We start from the raw sequence: 18,381 nt of genomic DNA, 5'->3' as shown, positions 1-18,381 counted from the left end.
ATTTATTCTTAAAATCCATCAGTCGTTCCGATTTTACGGTCGTCTTCATCAAATGGAATCAACTCAGCAGAGGATGACGGTGCGGACTTCATCGTTTTTGAAGGAGCAGGGGACTTAGCCGCCGCGGGCTTTTTCATTTCGATGACCTTCGCAGATTTCTGCTGAGAAACCTTTTTTGAAGTCTTCGGTTTTTCATGTTTTACAGATTCAGTTTCTGTCGGAACGGCACCTTTACCGATAACAACTTCCGTCAGCTCTGCAGTCAGAGTATCTGTAACGTGTGCAAGGTTGCCAATCTCTCCGCTTGTTGCAGCAATTTCCTCAGCAGAAGCCGCATTAGATTGAGAGGATTGGTCTAATTGGTTCATGGCCTTACTGATTTGTTGGATACCCGTTGTTTGTTCAGAGCTTGCAGCTGCAATTTCGTTGTTAAGATCAGATACTTTTTTGATCGAGTTAACGATGTTCGCTAAAACCGTTCCGCTTTGATCAGCGATCTTGCTACCGCTATCGATTTGCGCAACTGAATCCTTGATCAATGACGAGATATCTTTTGCGGAAGTAGCACTTCTTTGGGCAAGAGTGCGGACGGCATCTGCCACGACAGCAAAACCTTTACCTTGTTCACCGGCACGTGCAGCTTCAACCGCGGCATTTAATGCCAACAGGTTTGTTTGGAATGCAATATCATCGATGACCGAAATAATTTCCTCAATTTTCTTAGATGAATGCGAGATTTCTGTCATTGCTGAGATCAGGTTCTTGATATCGTTTTCACCTGATTCAGCAGCTTCACGAGACGAAGCGGACAACGCAGCAGCTTGTTTAGCGTTGTCAGAATTCATCTGTACCATGGAAGTCAATTCCTCTAGCGCAGCAACGGTTTCCTCTAAGGAGGCAGCTGCTTCAGTTGAAGATTGAGAAAGAGTGTTGCCGGCACTGTTTAATTGGACTACCGCGGCTGACACCTGATGGCTTGAATCAGTTAAGCGGCTAGCAACGTTGCCGACAGTTTTTGAAAGACTAACAGCAATAAACATCAGCAATGCAAACACAGCAAGACAAGTCGCAACCGTCGTCGCTGTCATGATTGTCATCGTTTTGCGCATTGCTTCTTTTGCAATCCCGGTGTTTGCGATAGATGACTGCTCGAAATATTTGATAGAAGCATCCGTCATCGCACTCATTGTTTTTGTCAATGTAGCGATTTTTCCATCCATCAAAGCAAGAACTTTGGCATCCGTTTCCGGTGTGTTTTTTTCCACAAGGTCCGTGATGTCTTTCATCGTCTGTACGAACTCGCCCACGACTTTGTCACCGGCATCGTCAGTATCCGCGATTTCAGCGGGACTAGGAAGGGCAGAATACTCTTTATATGCCGTGAAGTATTCGTCCAGGGCTTCACGAGCAATCTTAATGTGGGCATTACGCTTTTCAGCTGTCGACTCACGCAAAGAGGCAAGAATGAAATAGTTGAACTTGTTGCGCGATTGGCGCAGTTCGCCGACGGCTATCAGATTCGGGGTCGTAATTGTATTAGCTGTTGTGAGCATTGCATCGAGCTTACCTAGGCCAGCATAAGCTAACCCAAAAATAACTGCAAAACCCGCTATAGGAAGGATAGCTGCGAAAAGCAGTTTGCCTTTTATACCGCGGAACCAAGATTTTAAAGAATTGTTGTCCATGTGATTGTTCCCTCTTGTGCCATACGTGCAAAAATAATCTTACTGAAACGTTTCGGAAGGTTCTGTGAGGCGGTTAAGGGGGCTAAATGCAATGTAAGGGAATTCAATGAATCTGGACGTAAACAGGTTCCACCATAACTGGGGAAATAAAAGAAAAGAGATCAAGCCGGGGGACTTGATCTCTATAAATTATTTCAAAACTGATTTAAATCTGAGTTTATTAGGAACCCTTTGCGGAGAGTTCCTGAAGGTCATTATTTAACTTCAGCCAGAGAGTTGTAAGAGTCGTTGATTTTTTGTTGGCGCTCCACTTCTTTCTGCCAGCGATTTACTTCGCCTTTATATCCTTGTTGCTTGCCTTTCCATTCTTTTTCTTCGGAAGCTAGCTCACGGATTTTTTTGTTAACGCCGTCGTATTGCTCTTTCAGAGTGTCGCGACGAGACTGCCAAATTTTCTTTTCTTCTCCCAATTGGGACATTTGATTTTGATAGTCCTGAACGTTGTTTTCACGTTTCTTTTGGTTTTCTTTGATCTTCGCGATCATAGCTTCCAACTCAGCGATTTTTTGGTTTTCAGCCGCTGTTTTAGATTGCTCTTCTTTGATCAAACCTTGCAATTCAGCTTCTTGTTTACCAAGCTTTTGCATAGATCGTGTGTTTTCTTCTGCTTGCGCTGCAACGTCTTTCTGTTGCGCTTCGACAGCTGATTTCGCTTTTGCTACTTCAGACAAGTTGCCTTCAACAGTTTTCAGGTTCTTTTCGTATTCAGACAAGTTGGTTTTAGAATTGTTCAAGTTAGACTTGATACGTTCTAAACCTTCTTTTGCTGTATTTTGTGCGAATGCAGCAGTGGAGAAGCTCAAAAGTACTGTCAGTGTTGTTAGTTTAATAGATGTTTTCATAAACATTTCCTTCCTTAGTGCTCATTCATGCCAGCGACGTTATTATCTTGCGGGCATACGTTTTTCAAAGATGAACGGTAGTGACCAACTTCGTCTTCCCAGATCTCACCTTTAAATTTCCAGTTGAGGCTCTTTTCTTTTGCAACTTTCAATTCTGGACGCTCTTTATCGTTCACTTCGCCACCAGCCATTTGGTAACGGATGTGTTCGCCGGCGCCGGAATACAATTCGTACTGAAGCACGTCATTTTGGTCTAAGACACGGTTCAAGTTCGCAACCATGTTTTTATAGTTGTCTTGAAGGGCCTTGCCAGCTTCGCTACGAAGTCCGTCTTTTTCTTTCTCGATACGAGCAACACCTTGAGTGCGCAAGTTTTTGATCGAAGTGCGGGCTTTGTTAGCGATGTGATACTGAATTTGATAGCTTAAAAGTCTTTTCTCAGCATCAACAACCGCAGACGATTTCTCTGCGCCCGGCTTCATTTTAGATTTCGCTGAAGCCAACGCTTTGCCTGCCTCGTTTTTCTTAGCCAAAAAGTCTTTTTCCATTGTGATCAATGTGAAAGAGATTTTGTTGAAGCGAGTGATTTCGTCTTCATAGTTATTGATTTGTTTTTGTATGCTCATGAAACCTGGATGACGAGCCAACTCGACAAGGAAGGCACGTGGCAAACCGTCGATCTCTTTAAGATCTGAGTTTTTAGCCCATGTCTTAACGGCATCATAGTAATCCGAAGATTTCTTATGGGATGTTTTAAATTCTTCCAGTTTCTTTTTCCAAGGACCGTATTTTTGGCGCATTTCCTCAAGGACTTGAACACCGTCACCATATTGACAAAGATTCAAGTAACCCACTGTACGAACCACGAATGATTCAGGGTTGAAAGCGTTTTTAAAGAAGTCCGTGTGAAGAGAGAACATGTTCCCAGCAGCACCCTCATAGTCTTCGGATAAGATCTGAGTCCAAGCGCTTTCAGTCATAGCTTGCAACCAAAGAGGGCTTGAACGGTCTACTTTTAGGTAAGACTGGAAAGCTTCTTTGTACATGCTTTTTTGGAACTGGATACGAGCCATAGTGATCGCACCCACGTTTCTGATTTGAGATTTTTTATCGCCTTCAGTTGCTTTCAAAAGCTTCTCAAGATTAATAACGGCGTCGTCAACTTTGTTTTGACGATAGTTAAACAAACCTGAAAGAAGCAAAGCCTCTGGGTATTTTGGAGATTTTTCTTCGATATACATCAAAGCATCTTCCATCAAGCCCAAGTTACCAACTGAAGAGTAGTACTTGGCCCGAGTGATTTGGTAATCATCGTTCTTAGTCACATCCAGTTCGTATTTAGCGACAAGAGGATCGATCAAAGCAATGTCTGACAGCTCAAGAACTTTGATGCCGTCTACAAGTGCTTTGGTTGCTCTTTCTTGCCAGTCTTTGTTTTTAGTTTCTTGAGAAACTTTGATCATGTATGTTCTGAATTCAGTATTCAGACCCATGCCTTTTGCTGTTTGAGCGTAGTTATACAAAGCTTCCAAACGGTGCTCTGGATCTTCCATCAACTCAGCGAAAAGGCCCATGGCCAATTCATAGTTCTTTTGGATCTCCAAAAAGATCAAAGCCTGAAGCAATTTATAATCGTTCGGACCCATCTCATCCATTTTTTGCAACGTCACTTGTGGCTGCGTTGTGGATGGATCTTTCAATGGAGAAAGCATTTTCACATCTGGAATCTTATTGAAAGCTTCCGGTGTCGTTAAAACTTTCGCAGGATTTACAACCGCCGTGTACGGAGGAATTTTTTCCATCATAGGGTTGATAGAAGGTGCTTTTTTGATTTCCTTCACAGCCACTTCGCGGGAAGCGGGTAGGCGAAGCGGGCTTAATGGAATGGCTTCCACTTGGCGCTCAGAACCAATGTTCAGCTCTGGAATCGCTTTCACTTTAAAGACTTCAGTTTTACCTTTAACTACTTTCTTTTGGTAAACTTCGAAAGTAGGAACGAGGCTGGATTTCACACGCAGACTTGCTTCTGCGGGTGAACCCTGATTTTTTACATTCAGCGCTTTATGCTGAACTTCTTGCGCCAAAGCAGTGCTGCACAAAAGTGGCAGCACGATCATTGCTTTCATTGGCTTTTTCATAAAGACCCCCCGGCCTTGGAAGACGATAAAAACTTAAACTAAATTAGTGCCAGTAAGTGATGCCGAACATCAAAGATGTGTCGTTCACCATTTTATCACCCAACACGCGGGCACTGTTTGCTGAGTAAGGCTTTTGCGATTCATTGGCCCATGTGTTGATCAAATCAGCGCGCAATGCAAAGTGTTCAGAGAAGAAAATCTGCTGGAATACGCCAAGTCTGTAACCCATTGCTGTGTTTGATTCGTTGCCCGTGGATCTTGCGATCTCGTAGCTCACGTTTCCAAGACCCACAGAAACACCCATGTCGAAATAGATGATTGCTTTATCCAAAGCCGACATTTTTGCATAGAACGGAACCCAAATTCCGGATACAAAGTAGGATGATTTCAAAATGTTATGGTCTGGCATAACACCATTTTGAGTATAGAACTGCTTAGTATTGTCATTGTCTTTCAAATCAGCATTGTTGTATGAAAGCTCAACGCCCCAACGCTCGTTGAAGAAGTAACCAAGGTCTGCACCCATAACGTTACCTTCACTGAATGAGTCATTCACTGGAATACCAGCGCGCGCTGTTAAGTAAAAACGTTCCGCTTTTACGTAGCGACGATTTTGTACTACGCCAAAGTCTTCGTCTTTAGCTGCCCAGTACTTGTTCTCTAGTTTTTTGATGTCTAGCTTATCGCTGCCACGTTGCTCTGTTGGTGCAGGCGCTGGCTGTTTTGCTGTTTGTGCAAAAGCTTGAGCTGTCATCAAGATGAAGATTAGTAGTGATTTCTTAAACATGTCGATCTCCCGTCCTAGTTGGTACTTTTAAACAAAAATGGATATGTTACGAGCACGCGTGTTCCGCCTTGTGGGGCAGGGAACTTCCATGCGGCTACGCGATTCAAAATACAGCCTTCAACAGTTGAGTTTTTCAAAGTTGTATCGCCAATGATCTGTTGTTCAACTTGACCAGTACCACCGATCGTAAATTTAACAGCGACCTTACCGAACAAATCTGGATTCGCACTCAATTGTCTTTCATAGCAGTAAAGAATTTGACCCAATTTAGATTTGATATACTGAGCGATAACCTCACGGTCTAAGCCCCCAGTAATTTCAGATTCTTCTTCGATCAAACCAACACCGGCATTACCAGTTCCACCAGCGGCCATTCCACCCATGCCGGAAGCGTTTTTACCGCCACCTTTACCATTCGTAGAAATAAGCACACCACTGCCATTACCCGCAGCACCCCAGTCACGACCAGAACGCTCGATGTTGCCAACGGCTGCTAAGCCACGACCGGAAGGACCGGAACCAGCTTTAACACCTTGAGCGAACATCACGTTGGCGCTTTTAGCGCCTTGCGCGGAAACTTTGCCAATCAATTTAGAAATACGACCGTCAGAGATCGACTTCATCATGTTAGCCAATTTACCGCCACCACCACCAGTCGGCATTTCTGCTTTTGGACCTGCGGCTGGAGCAGCTTGTTGAACCACTTGCTGTTTAGGCGTTTCGGATTTTTTACGCTTAGGTTTAATCTCCGTTTTCACGATGATTTTTTGCGCGACCTTCGGCGGTTCCACAGCTGCTACGGAGTGAATGTCAGACTTAGGTCCGAACAAAGCTGCAGTGATGAAAAGTGCAGCAGCACCCAATACTAAAAAGACGCCCTTTTTAGAGTCTTCGTCCACCATAGACGACGTATTAAAACGTCCCATAGCGGCCGCATCTTCCATAGAAAGCGTTTTTTGAGAGATCTCAACGTCACCAACTGTTTGACGGTGCCATTCCGTTGAAGGAACGCATGTCACTTCTTGGTTTGAGAAATCCGGTCTGAACGTTTTGTTCATCGGCAACATCTTAGTCTGTAAGACTCTGCCGTTTTGTTTTACTAAATAAAGTTGAAATTTCTTGCCACCAACAGACTCGTCACGACCGGCGTTTTCCAGACGAACATAGAGGTCTGCATCCTTTTTGATCGGATCGAACTGCAAAGTGCAATCTTCCAATGTCACAGTCGTATCTTTATTCAATGCAATAGCAGGGGATTTTTTCAATCCACTAGATGTTGCCATATCCATATCGACATAGAACCATTGACCATCGCGGAATTCAAAAACGCCTTGAATTCCTTTCGTCGCTGGGGCGATAGAGATCACGTCAGCAAGACGAGAAGAGCCGAATGTTTGTGTTGTATTTGCTGGTCTTAATTTCCAAGTTTTTGCAGTCCCGTTCTTTAAGGACTGACGTACAATCAACGTGATCATTATATACCTCTAGTAATAAATCTTAGTTATTCAAGTACAGAGCTGATTCCCTGATACGGCCGTCCATATCTTTTTGTACGTCATACAACGGCATAAATTTGATACCGCGTTTTTGTACTAGATATGCGCCATCAGGGTTTCGAACTGTACCCTTGAGGTTCATGTCACCAAAATTGACTTCTTGGACTTTACGGACTGTTCTTGTTTTAGCAAGTGCAGTCGTCGACCCCAGAAGAAGAAAAACTGTCATCAATTGGATGAAAGCTTTCACTTGTACCCTCCATACTACAAGTCTCCCGAGATTACGTGCTGACCGACTTTGTTTTGATTTTTGATAAATTGAATTTTCTTGCTTAACCATTCACGCAAATCTGCTTGCGCGCTGCTGGCTTTGAATGCCTTTTCATAGGAATCCAACGCTAGCGTGGGGCTTCCTTTGAAAGTCTCAAGGATATGAGCTTGTTCCAGAAGGTAGTCGACATTGTCTTTCTTGTTAGCAGCGATCAAATCTTTGACCATTGCCAGAGCTTTATCGACCTGACCCTTTTGAGCATATGATTCACTCAAAAGCGTTCCCACATTTAAAGTATACAACTGATCTTTTTGGAGTGTAGAAAATTTTTCGACAGCTCGAGAGAAATCTCCCTCTGAGAAAGCCTTCACACCAGCGAAAGTTTCCATTTCTGTCGAAGGCATTTGCATGTCCAAAACCTTCTCGAAATATTGCATCGCGGATTTGATGCCATCTTCTTTATATGTCAAACGAGCCTTTTGATAAACATAAGGAGACGCTTCAGGTTGAGCCTTCAATGCAGCATCAATTAACCACATCGCTTTGTCGTTATAACCTTTACCTTCAGCACCTACGCTTGCATAGAACAAACCAAGGGCTCTGGTTTCTTTCGCTTTAGCGAGCTCTAGACCCAGTTTTTCAACGATGTCGAACTGTCTAGAACCATAACAATTTCCAGCAACTTCGAAAGTGTTTACTTTTGCGATATCACCAGTCATTACAGCAGTTTTGTTGCATGTCTTATTTGGACGAATCTCATAACGAGACACCTTACCAATCGTCATATCTGACGATGCTGGAAGGAACACACCCAATTTATCCGGAGTAGGGAATTGTGCGATGGGCGTGATCGTTTTATCTACGCTGATACTTGAATAAGCACGAGTCGTCGTCGCCGATTGGCCGACAGTTGCCGCCAAGGCTTTCAACTTCGCATCGTTGTCTTTTTTCTTATCAGCAATAGGGTCGGTCAATTTCGCAAGCTCGCCGCGCAATTGTTTCTGCTCGTCGGGGCTTAAAGAAGCCGGAAGTGGCATTGATGTCAAAGAATCAATGTAGTTGCCATACACGCGGTCAATACCACGTAAAGCTTCCAACTGTTGATATGGATCTTTAGACATCTTTAAAGCTGTTACGAATGCTGTTTGCGCTTTATCAAGCTTTTCAGTTTTGATCGCAAGAACCGTTGCGAATTTTTCTTCACGTGCTTTCACGCTTTGAGAAATAAATTCTTTTTCCAGGACTGATGCTTGGATCAAGCGGGCAGCGGCACGAGTTTCAGCAGGAACCGAACGACCATTCGCTTTCATGGAAAGATCGAATGCTGCTGTCATTTTACCAGCATCCAACAAGCTTTGAGCACGCTCAATCATGGCCTCTGTGGTATAAGGTTCGATACCTTTAGCAGAGATTTGGTTCAGCAGCTTTTCGTATTCAGGCGATTTCTTTTCGTTCTTGTAGGAATCAAGAAGTTTACCGTAAATGCGCTCTGTTGTTTTGCTGTCAGCGGAAGACAAAATGCCCATGTAAGAAGCGCGAGCATCTTTCACACGTTTTTCCATCACATAGATATCAGCAGCAGCTTCCAAGTATTGGTTACGGCCTTTTTTATCCAGTTCAGCAATTTTAGCCAAGGTGTCCGCTGCTTTCGCAGTTTGACCAATGTCTGCATAAGCTTTTGCAGCGTCTTTCAATGCATCCAGATTCTTTTTGTCTTCTGGGTATTTTTGCACGTATTTCAAAGACATTTCAGCTGCATCGTATACTTTGCCTTCAGTATAAAGAATACCGATAGCTTGCCACAAAGCATCTTGAGATAGTTTCGAATTGCCATGCTCTTTTGCATAAGCGATCAGTTTTTGTGCAGCTTGATCTTTGTCACCAGTTTTAGCGAATTCCTGAATTTCAGTGAAGTGCGCCTCTTCCTGGATCTTGTTCATGCTATTTTTACGTGAAGCATCCGCTGTAGAGCTTGCGATCTGTTTCGAAAACTCTTTAATACCCACATAATCTTTCTTGATGTTAAGCATATCCAACACCAAGTCTTCAGATTTTCTGCGGATCTCGTCGTTACCTTTGATCGTCGTCAAAGGTTTCAACCATTTTTCAGCTTCTGGATAATTATTTTCTTCATACGCAATGTGACCGATCTTGAATTTGACTGCTGTTGCATATTTGCCGTTTGGATGTTTCGCCAAATAGTTTGCAGCCAGTTCTTTACGCTCAGCTTCTTTCAAAGGCTCAGACTTTTTCTCGATAGATTTCTCTTTAGAGAATAGGGCAGCGTAATTTGCATCGTGCTTCATAATATCGTCAGTCGTTTTATCGCCGACAATTTTATATTGAGCAGATGCCTCGTCGAATTTACCTAGTTGGAATAAAAGCTCTGCATAGGCAAAACGAGTTTTCAAATCCGGTTTCTTAGGATCTTCGTTATCAAGCATCAATTTGAACAACTGTTGAGTTAGGTTCGAGAACTCAGTATTTTGTTTGTTCTTCAACCAGATTTCCCACCATTTTTTAGCCATATCAAGGCTTGTGCGACGGAAACCTTCCTCACATGAAGTCGTGATGTCGTCTTTCTTTTGGTCCTTTTTCCAAGAGGAATCAGAGCGGCAAAGGTCAGACGCGAAAGTTAAATGTTTTAATACTAAGTCACGTTTTTTAAGCGTTTCGTTGGCCTCAACTAATAGCAAATGGGATTTAACCACATTTGGACCAGATGGTTGTTTCTCGATGTATTCTTCAAGAAAGATATTCATTTCTTTTTGACGACTGTGCGAATCATAAAGTTTCGCAAGGTTCATCATCGCTTCACCAAGTTCTTCACCAGAAGTGATGTCCTCAAAGAATGAATAAAGTTTGCTTGCAGGGTAGGAGTCGCCAATAAAGATTGTCAAATCGCGCAAAGCTTCTTTACGAAGATTGTGGCGGTTTGTAGGCACTTCACCGTCTTGAAGTGCAGGATTGTTTTTTACAACCTGGACAAGTTTTCTGATGCCGCATTCGCTGTCACGCATGTTGTAGCAAGCCCATGCAGCTTTGTACATACCGTATGAATAAACACGGCTGTTCGGGAATTTTTCAAGGCGCTCGAATTGCTCTAGAGCCGCGGCAAATTTACCTTGCTCGTAAAGCAATTCACCCAAAGCCAATGTACCGTCTGGTACAAGTGGTGATTTTGGGAATTGAGTCAAAAGACGTTGGTAAAGTTCATGAGAACCCTTCATTTGACCCACTTGTTGGTGAGCGAAGGCGTTATTGAACAAAACCTCGTCCATGTAACGGAATTTTGGGAAATCTGATTCAATTTTTGAATAGATTTTCATCGCGCGCTTAACGGATTCAGAACCCTTCTCATTCGGAATAGGGAATGGAGAAAGTTTCATCATCGGGTTGTCACGGTTCAAGTCAAAGAAACGACCGGACTTAGAACGGCGCATGTAAAGCTCAGCCAAGCGATACCATAGGTCCGCCTCATTCGTTGAGCCTTTGCTTTTTTTGATGACTGACTGAAGGGATTCGATCGCTTTGTTTTCTGAGCGAGTTATCATCAACTCAGAACGCAGAGCTTTCTTTTCGTTTTCGCCTTCGTCGTTAGACATACGGACTTCTGGGATAAGTCCTTTTTCATTCTTTTCTGCAAAGCACAACAACGAGAATAAATGAATAGCCAGAATGATCGTAAGTGTGTGCAGCTTCATAATGTTATTCTCCGACCATTGTCACCAATTTCAACTGAGGAAAGCCTGCCATTGATGCTGTATACATCACTTTGCGAAGAGTCGCGTAAGGGAGGTCTTTATCAGCCTGCAAAAGAATTTTTCCTTCTTTTACCCACTTTTCCTTTTCGGTTGAATTTTTGGCCATGTGGTCCAGTTTTTCGAATAAAGGTTTAATAAAGTTCGCGTCTGTGGACTCAAGGTCCTGCGCTAAGAATTCTGAATCCTTAACGTCTGCGATTTTATCCTTATCGATTTTCAAAGCATCTTTCGATAAAGAAATCTTAACGGCTTCCACGGGATTTGCAGTTGTAGCCGAAGTCGGCAAACGCAAATTGTTCTCCGGAGTTATTTCAACTTGAGAAGTTGAATAGCTCTGAAGTAGGAACACCAGAAGAATCGTAAACATATCGGTCATCGACGTGATATTCAGACCGAAAGTTGATTTTTGTTTTGGTAATTCGTACGGGCGGCGGCGTGCCATGTTAGCCCTCCATCATGTTCGAGAAGACAACTTCTGGAAACATATACTTAGTTTCGACATTCTTACCTTGTTTTGGATCGAAAACAGGGAAAGTCACTGTCTTATCGTGCGCCTGACGAGCTTCATCCATAACTTTGACGATGTCGTTGTATGGAACTTTTGCTTCAGGATTTAATTCAATTTTGAAAACTTCAGGATTGGCTTTTTTTACTTCAACCAATTTTTGGTGAAGAGAAGGCAAATCATATGTTCCGTTTTTTAGAGGAACTGATTCTGTGTTTTCTTTGCCAGCTTTAGTCACCACGATTGTGTAACCTTCTTTAGGGTCAACTTCGATAGCGACTAGAGTTGGAGTTTTTTCTTGGTCATTTCGTTGAATTGCTTCAGCAACAACTTGGGGAAGCTCAGTTTCGATCACCATCATTTGCACGAATGCTGATGATAGTAACAGAACAGGTACTAGTTTTACCATTACGGCAAGTAGAGGAGCTAAGTCTAACTCGAACTCACTGTTATGATTAATTTTAATCTTTTTTCCGCGTCTCATATACCCACCCAGTTATGTAATTATCGATCCCACCATGGATTGCCCGGAAGGCTTCAATTAAGAAGCCTTACCTGGAGCTGATGGAGGAGTTACCGCTGGTGCAGCAACATGGTCTGGGAATACGTTTTGGCGAGAAAGGTTTGGAACGTGTGCGCTAGTTAGCAACTCTGCCAATTTACCGCATTTTTCCATCATTTCTTCCATCAACTCATTTTGACGAGAAGTCAGAATAGAGAAGAACACCATCGCAGGGATCGCAACCGCAAGACCCAACGCTGTTGTATACATGGAAACGGAGATACCTTGCGCCAACAATTGTTGTTTCATTGCAGGGTCTGCAGAAGCAACGGCTTGGAACGAAAGGATAAGACCATGGATAGTACCCAAAAGACCCATCAACGTAGCAACGTTGGCTAGCATTGAAAGATAGTGTAGGCGTTTAGTGTACAATGGAACGTTTTCCGCCATTGCGATATCGTGTGCTTGGAAAATTGTGTCATCATCACGATCAGCTTTTTCAAGGATCGTTTTGAAGGCTGCAGCAAGTGGCTTTTTCTCAAGTTGTGCACAAAGAAGCAAAGCTTCATCGTGTTTCTTTGCCAAGATAAGATTTTGGATTTTACCCATGAACTCATCGACATTCATACCGTACTCTTTGTAGAGCATTTTCGCACGCTCTGCTACTAGTACCAATGAACCGATGCCTGTTAGTAGAATCAACCAGCCAACGACGCCAGATTCATTCATGAACTTTAAGAATGCCATTTGTTTCCTCCTTGGAACCGCCACCGCGAGACCATTTAGTTAATTGAGTCGAACCAATCTCAGGCACTTGGAGGAAACGAACAGCGTAGTGCAGACCGGATTTCACGTTTAATCTTTGTTTCGAATAATTCTTTCGGACAATTTCACATAGAACATTAAATTCTACAGGATTTACTTCAGATTTTCTGAAATGAATCATAATCTTTTGACCTAGGTAGAGTAGAGGATCGTTCAACAGAACCAAAGCCCCATTCTCACTCACGCTCAAAGTATGGCCGTCAAAAAATGACTGATCATTGTGAGCATAAATCCCAGTTTGCAAATCTTTACGTGGGTATTTTCTCTCGATAAAGGCGCCAGACAAGTGATCCTTAGTTTGGATCAGACGAGCCAAGCGGTCTTTAGAGAATTCCTGAAGCTCTCCCACCAGAGTCCAGTTTTCTAGATGCGGAGCCCAGACATAGTTGTAGTCTTGAAGCTCGCTATTTTGAATCATTGAGATCATGGATCTGTACTCGTAGGGACCATATTTCATGTCCCCACGTAGGATGTACCATTGCTCAAGATTTTGTGCTGCAGATTGTTCCCCACCCATTACACAATCCTCTTTTAGATAATGATCGATTTCGGATCGAAGTTGATTTTCACATTAGAGTTCGCGTTCGGTACTGAGCTGCCATGGAAAGTGATCGTCAAAGTTGCAGCGTCATAAGTCCAGCCGTTTGTTGCATCTTGAGCAACAGTCACTCCATCAACAGTTACTACGATCGATTCTGGAACCGGTTCGCGACTAAGTTTGAAAGAGCTCGACAACTGAATGATTGAATCAGAGATCAATTCCAAAGTTGCGCCGAAGTTGGAGCACAATGAACCGTTGATACCACCAGTTTTATTAGTGATGTCATGGTAGCGAGTCGGGAACTTATCAGTTTTCAATTGATCGCGGCAAGCAGTGTCTTGGATCGCGATGTTGGAAACAGAGTAGTTTCTGCCGTTAGCCGTACCGCCCGTGTAAGTGTCCAAGAAGTCGATATAGTTTTGCACGGGATACAATTTGTTATTCGTATAGCTTTCGCTGAAAGTGCTTACTGACTGAGAGAAGTCCTCTTCGTCAGATACGATGATGATTGCAAGTGTTGCGTCTGGACGACGGAAGCCTGCATTGAACGGATCTTGAAGAATCTGTTTGATACTTTCAAAAGCGCGTTCGTCACCGTTACCGTTAATGCCTTGCTTAACGTTAGTCACGAAAACTTGGCTTAGGTTCGGAGTGTTTTTATCCATGACGTAAACACCAGAACGAGTTGAAGAACCAACTGCGCCAGTACCGTCTCTCAATCTTGCTTTTTCAGAAGACGAGTTGAATTGTTTTTCCCAAGCATCAGTTGTACCCACAGCCATGTGGAAGTCACTGTTGTTTTGATTAAAGCGAGCGATGAAGGACTGGAAGTTCGCAGCCAAGTTGTCTTGAGATGTTTTCATGGAACCTGAGTTGTCGATCACCCAAAGGATATCGATTTTCTTAGGAACGTAGACAGCTTCCTGCTTGTAAGAATCTGAATCAGCGAGGATCGAGTAAGTTCCTCCGCTTTTTCCGCAACCAGCTAGCATTGAGATTGCTGAAGCAACTACTACTGATTTGCGAGCGATTTGATTGATCATACGGTTTGCCCTCCTGAGCCCCACCATGTTCGTGATGGAATCAGTTTCGTTCAATTAGTGACAAAACTGAAATAACCCGCAACCTAGTGAATTTGTTTTTCTATCTAAAAACGGTTTCATTCTGAGGCGCGGTAAAGTATTGAAATCATAGACTGTGATGTTGAACTACAGAGAAAAAATAATTTTCAGTCGTCAACATTTTGGACGTTTTGAGGGAAATATTTCTTGAGAACTAGGGATAAGTCTGTGTTTTTTTAGGAAGTTCCTCGAATTTGAAGAACTTTTTGACGATTTCATCAAACAAGTTGCGGAGCGATTTTGAGAATCTTCCACCTAGGAATCCTGGCAAAAGGTCGACTTTGTTGTCACTCGTACAAAGAGTGAATGGGAATTTTCGTGGAAGTGAAAACGATCACAGCAAGTGTTCAGCAAATAGATCTGGAGTAAAAATTTGCAGAAGAAAAAGAGTTCGACAAAAATTTTATTTCAAATTTATTGTCGAAACGGATCATTAATTTTTATTGCACGGGTTTTATTTTTTGAAAAGTTATGGAAGACAGTGCTTACTTAGGCGCACTCTTGAGGGCTGCTTTGGCTTTTAACCAATACTGCTCTTTCTCCTCGACGGAAAGTTTGCCCCAGTCTTTACCTTCAAGTGAAGCGAACTCTACCATTTTGTTAAAGCGTTCTTCAAAACGGGAATTCCCTTTGCGAAGAACTTGTTCCGGTTCCATTTTTAAATGACGTCCCAGCTGAGCCAGCGAGAATAAAACATCGCCCAGCTCATGCTCGATCTCAGACTCGACGTCATTATCTAAGGCTTCACGCAGTTCATCGAATTCTTCTTCGACTTTGATCATGACGCCTTCAACATTCTCCCAGTCGAATTTATACTTTTCAGTACGTTTGCCTATCTTGTAAGCGCGTTGTAAGGCCGGAAGGGGCGGTACTTTTAAAGCATAGTCAGGTTTTGCGCCAGCTTCTTTCTTTTTGATCTCTTCCCAATTCTTAACGACCTCGGCAGAGTTTGCGACCTTCACATCTCCAAATACGTGAGGGTGACGTCGTACTAGTTTTTCTGCCACTGTTTTAATCACATCTTCAAGAGTAAATGCTCCACGTTCGGAGGCGAGTTGAGAATGAAGGACCACTTGAAACAACACGTCACCAAGTTCTTCTTTGATTTTATTGTCGCGATCCTGAGAAGGGGATTCAATGGCTTCCACCAGCTCAAATGTCTCCTCGACGGCGTATTGTGTAAGTGATTCGTGAGTCTGCTCCTTATCCCAAGGGCAACCGTCGGGGCCGCGCAAACTAGCTACGATCTCGACCAAGGACTCAATATTATTTAATTCACTAGGAGTTTTTGCCATACAGCGCCTCGACTTTTTGATGGAATCGGCTCTATCTTAGCGCAAACACAGAGTGATTTCGACAATTAAGTTAATTAGCGATACGCTGGACGAGCACTAGCACATTCTGGAAAGTAGGGACGAGAGTCTTAATATGCCACAACGTGGAAAAGGTTCTAAGAAAAACGAGAGTCCTGCGACTCGCGTAAATTACGAAGATCACAGTCTAAAATTTTTGGACTGGGTGGATTCGATTGGTCTGGAGAAGACCTTCTTCGGTCGCGCATTGCATATGCTCGAAGAGAAGCTTTTCGTTCGTCGTGCTGCCTTTATTTTCCTGTACTGCGTTCTTTTGTCTTACACCATCTTCTATCAGTTCGATGTCCCTTATAATTTCACGGTGGGCGACATCGCGAAATACGATGTGACTTCGCCTATCGGTTTTGAAATGACGGACGAGGTGACCACCGAAGAAAAGCGTATGAAAGCTGAGTACGCCGTGGCTGTCGTTTACGACTTTGATACCAGCGTTTTTGAACGTGTGTCGTTGGGTTTGATTCATTCTTTCCGGACCATGCGTAACTATCACCGTGAGATCACTTGGCCCAAGCAGCCTTCAGCGTATCGCGCCAAGGTGAAGGAATTCTTTCAACATAAGAAGGAATTCGAAACCGAGCTGGGAGTGGGCGTTTCTGATTTCATGTATGAATGGTTAGTGGATAATAAATTCAGTGCTCGCATTGAAGCGATTCTGATCCGCAATCTTGAAAACTGGTACGAACAAAAAATTGCCGAAGCTCCTGATCGATTTATCCCGGCGGGACAAACCACAGTCGTGGCGCGAGTGGTTCACAGAAACAATCTGGGACGGGAGTTTAGCATTCCCCGCACTGAAGTGATGGATATTCAAGACCCCGATCACTTCACGTTGGATGACCGCAAGGAGCTAGACCGTTTCGCTGAAGGTGACCGTACTAATATTCTTTATTTTGGAAGATCTTTGTTAGTTCCAAACCTCACCTTGAACAAGCAGGAAACTGCCAGCCGCAAACAAGCAGCGCGCGAAGCTGTCATTCCCGTTAATATCACGATCAAAAAGAACCAAGTGATTGTGGCCCAAGGTTCTGTGATTCAGCCATTTCATATGGCTGTCGTTAAACAGATTGAAACAATCCGCTCGGACAAACGCAAGGACCTGACGGCTCTTGCGATGTCTCTGATGCTATCCATGGCGATCATTGTGTTCTTCTCTTATTTGAAACGTTTTTCACAAAATCGCGTGAAAGTTGATTTCAAAGACTTGATGGTCATGATGTTAATCGCCTTTGGCACAATACTGTTTACGAAAATTTATTTGTTCGTGATCGATGCTGCCTTTGTTTCAAAACTGGGACACTTGTTACCAGCCACGTTCTTTTTGTATGCAGCTCCGATTGCAACAGGTCCCATGCTTGTGGGATTACTAATCACTTCAGGTGAGATCGTTTGGCTCTTTACCGCATTCATTTCTTTATGCTTGGGAATCATGGTTGATTACAATTATGCCCTGATGATCGTAAGTATGATCGGCGGTATCGCTGCAGCCCGCGGTGTCTTTAACTGTAAAACAAGAAACGACATTTACTTTGCCGGTATCCGAACGGGTGTCGTGAATGCGTTGATTGTGGCCTTCGTATTGACGATGACTCGCTTTGATCAAGAAGGGGCAGGGCGTGAAATTCTGTTTGCGATTCCAGCGGCCTTTATGGGTGGTATCCTAAGTTCTTTGTGTGCGATGATGTTCATTCCGCTTTTAGAATCAGTCTTTAACTATACAACCGACGTTAAACTTTTAGAGCTTTCCAATCTAAATCATCCGCTTTTGAAAGACATGATTGTTAAGGCTCCGGGGACTTATCATCACTCAATGATGGTGGGATCGATGGTGGAAGCTGCGGCAGAAGAAATCGGTGCCAATTCCCTTTTAGGTAAAGTCATGTGCTATTACCACGATATTGGTAAGATGGAGCATGCGAATTACTTTATCGAGAATCAAAAACCAGGGAATAATCCCCATGACCATATCTCTCCATTCATGAGTAAAACCCTGTTGATCGCTCACGTTAAGGACGGCGTTGAGATGGGTGTGGCATTCAAACTGGGTAAACCGATCATTGATGGTATTATACAGCATCACGGGACGACGTTGATTTCTTACTTCTATAATAAAGCATTGGATCTAAAGAAAGAGGAAGACCCAGAAATCAGTGATCAAGATTTCCGTTATCCAGGCCCTAAACCTCAATTTCGTGAGGCAGCCTTGTGTATGTTAGCCGACTCTATCGAAGCGGCGGCAAGATCTTTAGATGAGCCGACTCCGGCACGTTTGCAAAATATCGTTCGTAATATCGTTCAAAGAAAGTTTTCTGACGGGCAGTTGGACGAGTGTAATTTGACCCTGAAAGATATTTCGAAAGTCGAAGCTGCTTTCATTCGCATTCTTTTGGGTATATACCATCAGCGTATTGATTACCCACGTTCTGCCGGCGGTCAGCTGGGTGAATCGATTCCTACGACCAAACAAGGATAAT

At 43.3% G+C, this 18,381-nt stretch carries 14 protein-coding genes; 1 reads left to right on the top strand and 13 read right to left on the bottom strand.

Annotation, left to right across the window (positions count from 1 at the left end; translation table 11 throughout):
- Positions 1–8: 8 nt before the first annotated feature.
- The 13 genes from B9G69_RS01400 to mazG form a co-directional block, all read right to left on the bottom strand.
- Positions 9–1,685: a methyl-accepting chemotaxis protein gene (locus tag B9G69_RS01400; RefSeq protein WP_088614262.1), complete on the bottom strand. Its 1,677-nt coding sequence runs from the start codon at positions 1,683–1,685 to the stop codon at positions 9–11.
- Between the two features lie 254 nt (positions 1,686–1,939).
- Entirely contained in the window at positions 1,940–2,587 is a 648-nt protein-coding gene (locus B9G69_RS01395; protein WP_088614263.1) for a hypothetical protein, read from the bottom strand.
- Between the two features lie 14 nt (positions 2,588–2,601).
- Positions 2,602–4,725 carry a tetratricopeptide repeat protein gene (locus B9G69_RS01390; RefSeq protein WP_088614264.1) on the bottom strand — a complete coding sequence of 708 codons (2,124 nt, stop codon included), beginning with the start codon at positions 4,723–4,725 and terminating at the stop codon, positions 2,602–2,604.
- Between the two features lie 43 nt (positions 4,726–4,768).
- Positions 4,769–5,512, bottom strand: coding sequence for an outer membrane beta-barrel domain-containing protein (locus tag B9G69_RS01385; RefSeq protein WP_088614265.1), 744 nt, complete (start codon positions 5,510–5,512; stop codon positions 4,769–4,771).
- A 14-nt stretch (positions 5,513–5,526) separates the two neighbouring features.
- The gene (locus tag B9G69_RS01380) at positions 5,527–6,987 is read right to left on the bottom strand and encodes an AgmX/PglI C-terminal domain-containing protein (protein WP_088614266.1); all 1,461 of its coding nucleotides are present in this window, start codon (positions 6,985–6,987) and stop codon (positions 5,527–5,529) included.
- A 22-nt stretch (positions 6,988–7,009) separates the two neighbouring features.
- Entirely contained in the window at positions 7,010–7,258 is a 249-nt protein-coding gene (locus B9G69_RS01375; RefSeq protein ID WP_088614267.1) for a hypothetical protein, read from the bottom strand.
- A 14-nt stretch (positions 7,259–7,272) separates the two neighbouring features.
- A complete protein-coding gene (locus B9G69_RS01370) occupies positions 7,273–10,983 on the bottom strand; it encodes a tetratricopeptide repeat protein (protein ID WP_265437917.1) in 3,711 nt (1,236 codons plus the stop codon).
- Between the two features lie 4 nt (positions 10,984–10,987).
- Positions 10,988–11,485, bottom strand: coding sequence for an ExbD/TolR family protein (locus B9G69_RS01365; RefSeq protein WP_088614269.1), 498 nt, complete (start codon positions 11,483–11,485; stop codon positions 10,988–10,990).
- A gap of 1 nt (position 11,486) precedes the next feature.
- Positions 11,487–12,032: an ExbD/TolR family protein gene (locus tag B9G69_RS01360; RefSeq protein WP_088614270.1), complete on the bottom strand. Its 546-nt coding sequence runs from the start codon at positions 12,030–12,032 to the stop codon at positions 11,487–11,489.
- Positions 12,033–12,089: 57 nt separating this feature from the next.
- Positions 12,090–12,797 (bottom strand): MotA/TolQ/ExbB proton channel family protein, encoded by a 708-nt coding sequence (locus tag B9G69_RS01355; RefSeq protein WP_088614271.1) that lies wholly within the window; start codon positions 12,795–12,797, stop codon positions 12,090–12,092.
- On the bottom strand, positions 12,772–13,392 hold the full coding sequence (locus tag B9G69_RS01350) for a PilZ domain-containing protein (RefSeq protein WP_088614272.1): 621 nt from the start codon (positions 13,390–13,392) through the stop codon (positions 12,772–12,774). The genes B9G69_RS01355 and B9G69_RS01350 overlap by 26 nt, the downstream gene beginning before the upstream one ends.
- Positions 13,393–13,406: 14 nt before the next feature.
- Positions 13,407–14,459, bottom strand: coding sequence for a hypothetical protein (locus B9G69_RS01345; protein ID WP_088614273.1), 1,053 nt, complete (start codon positions 14,457–14,459; stop codon positions 13,407–13,409).
- 563 nt (positions 14,460–15,022) lie between these two features.
- Positions 15,023–15,832, bottom strand: coding sequence for a nucleoside triphosphate pyrophosphohydrolase (gene mazG, locus B9G69_RS01340; RefSeq protein ID WP_088614274.1), 810 nt, complete (start codon positions 15,830–15,832; stop codon positions 15,023–15,025).
- A gap of 133 nt (positions 15,833–15,965) precedes the next feature.
- Here mazG and B9G69_RS01335 point away from each other — a divergent pair, with 133 nt between their 5' ends.
- Positions 15,966–18,380 carry an HD family phosphohydrolase gene (locus tag B9G69_RS01335; protein WP_088614275.1) on the top strand — a complete coding sequence of 805 codons (2,415 nt, stop codon included), beginning with the start codon at positions 15,966–15,968 and terminating at the stop codon, positions 18,378–18,380.
- Position 18,381 lies beyond the last annotated feature (1 nt).

Origin of the sequence: Bdellovibrio sp. SKB1291214 (assembly GCF_002209355.2) — a bacterium.
GTDB lineage: Bacteria > Bdellovibrionota > Bdellovibrionia > Bdellovibrionales > Bdellovibrionaceae > Bdellovibrio.
The sequence above is the reverse complement of the archived record's forward strand: the minus strand, read 5'-3'. Positions and strand labels throughout refer to the sequence as shown.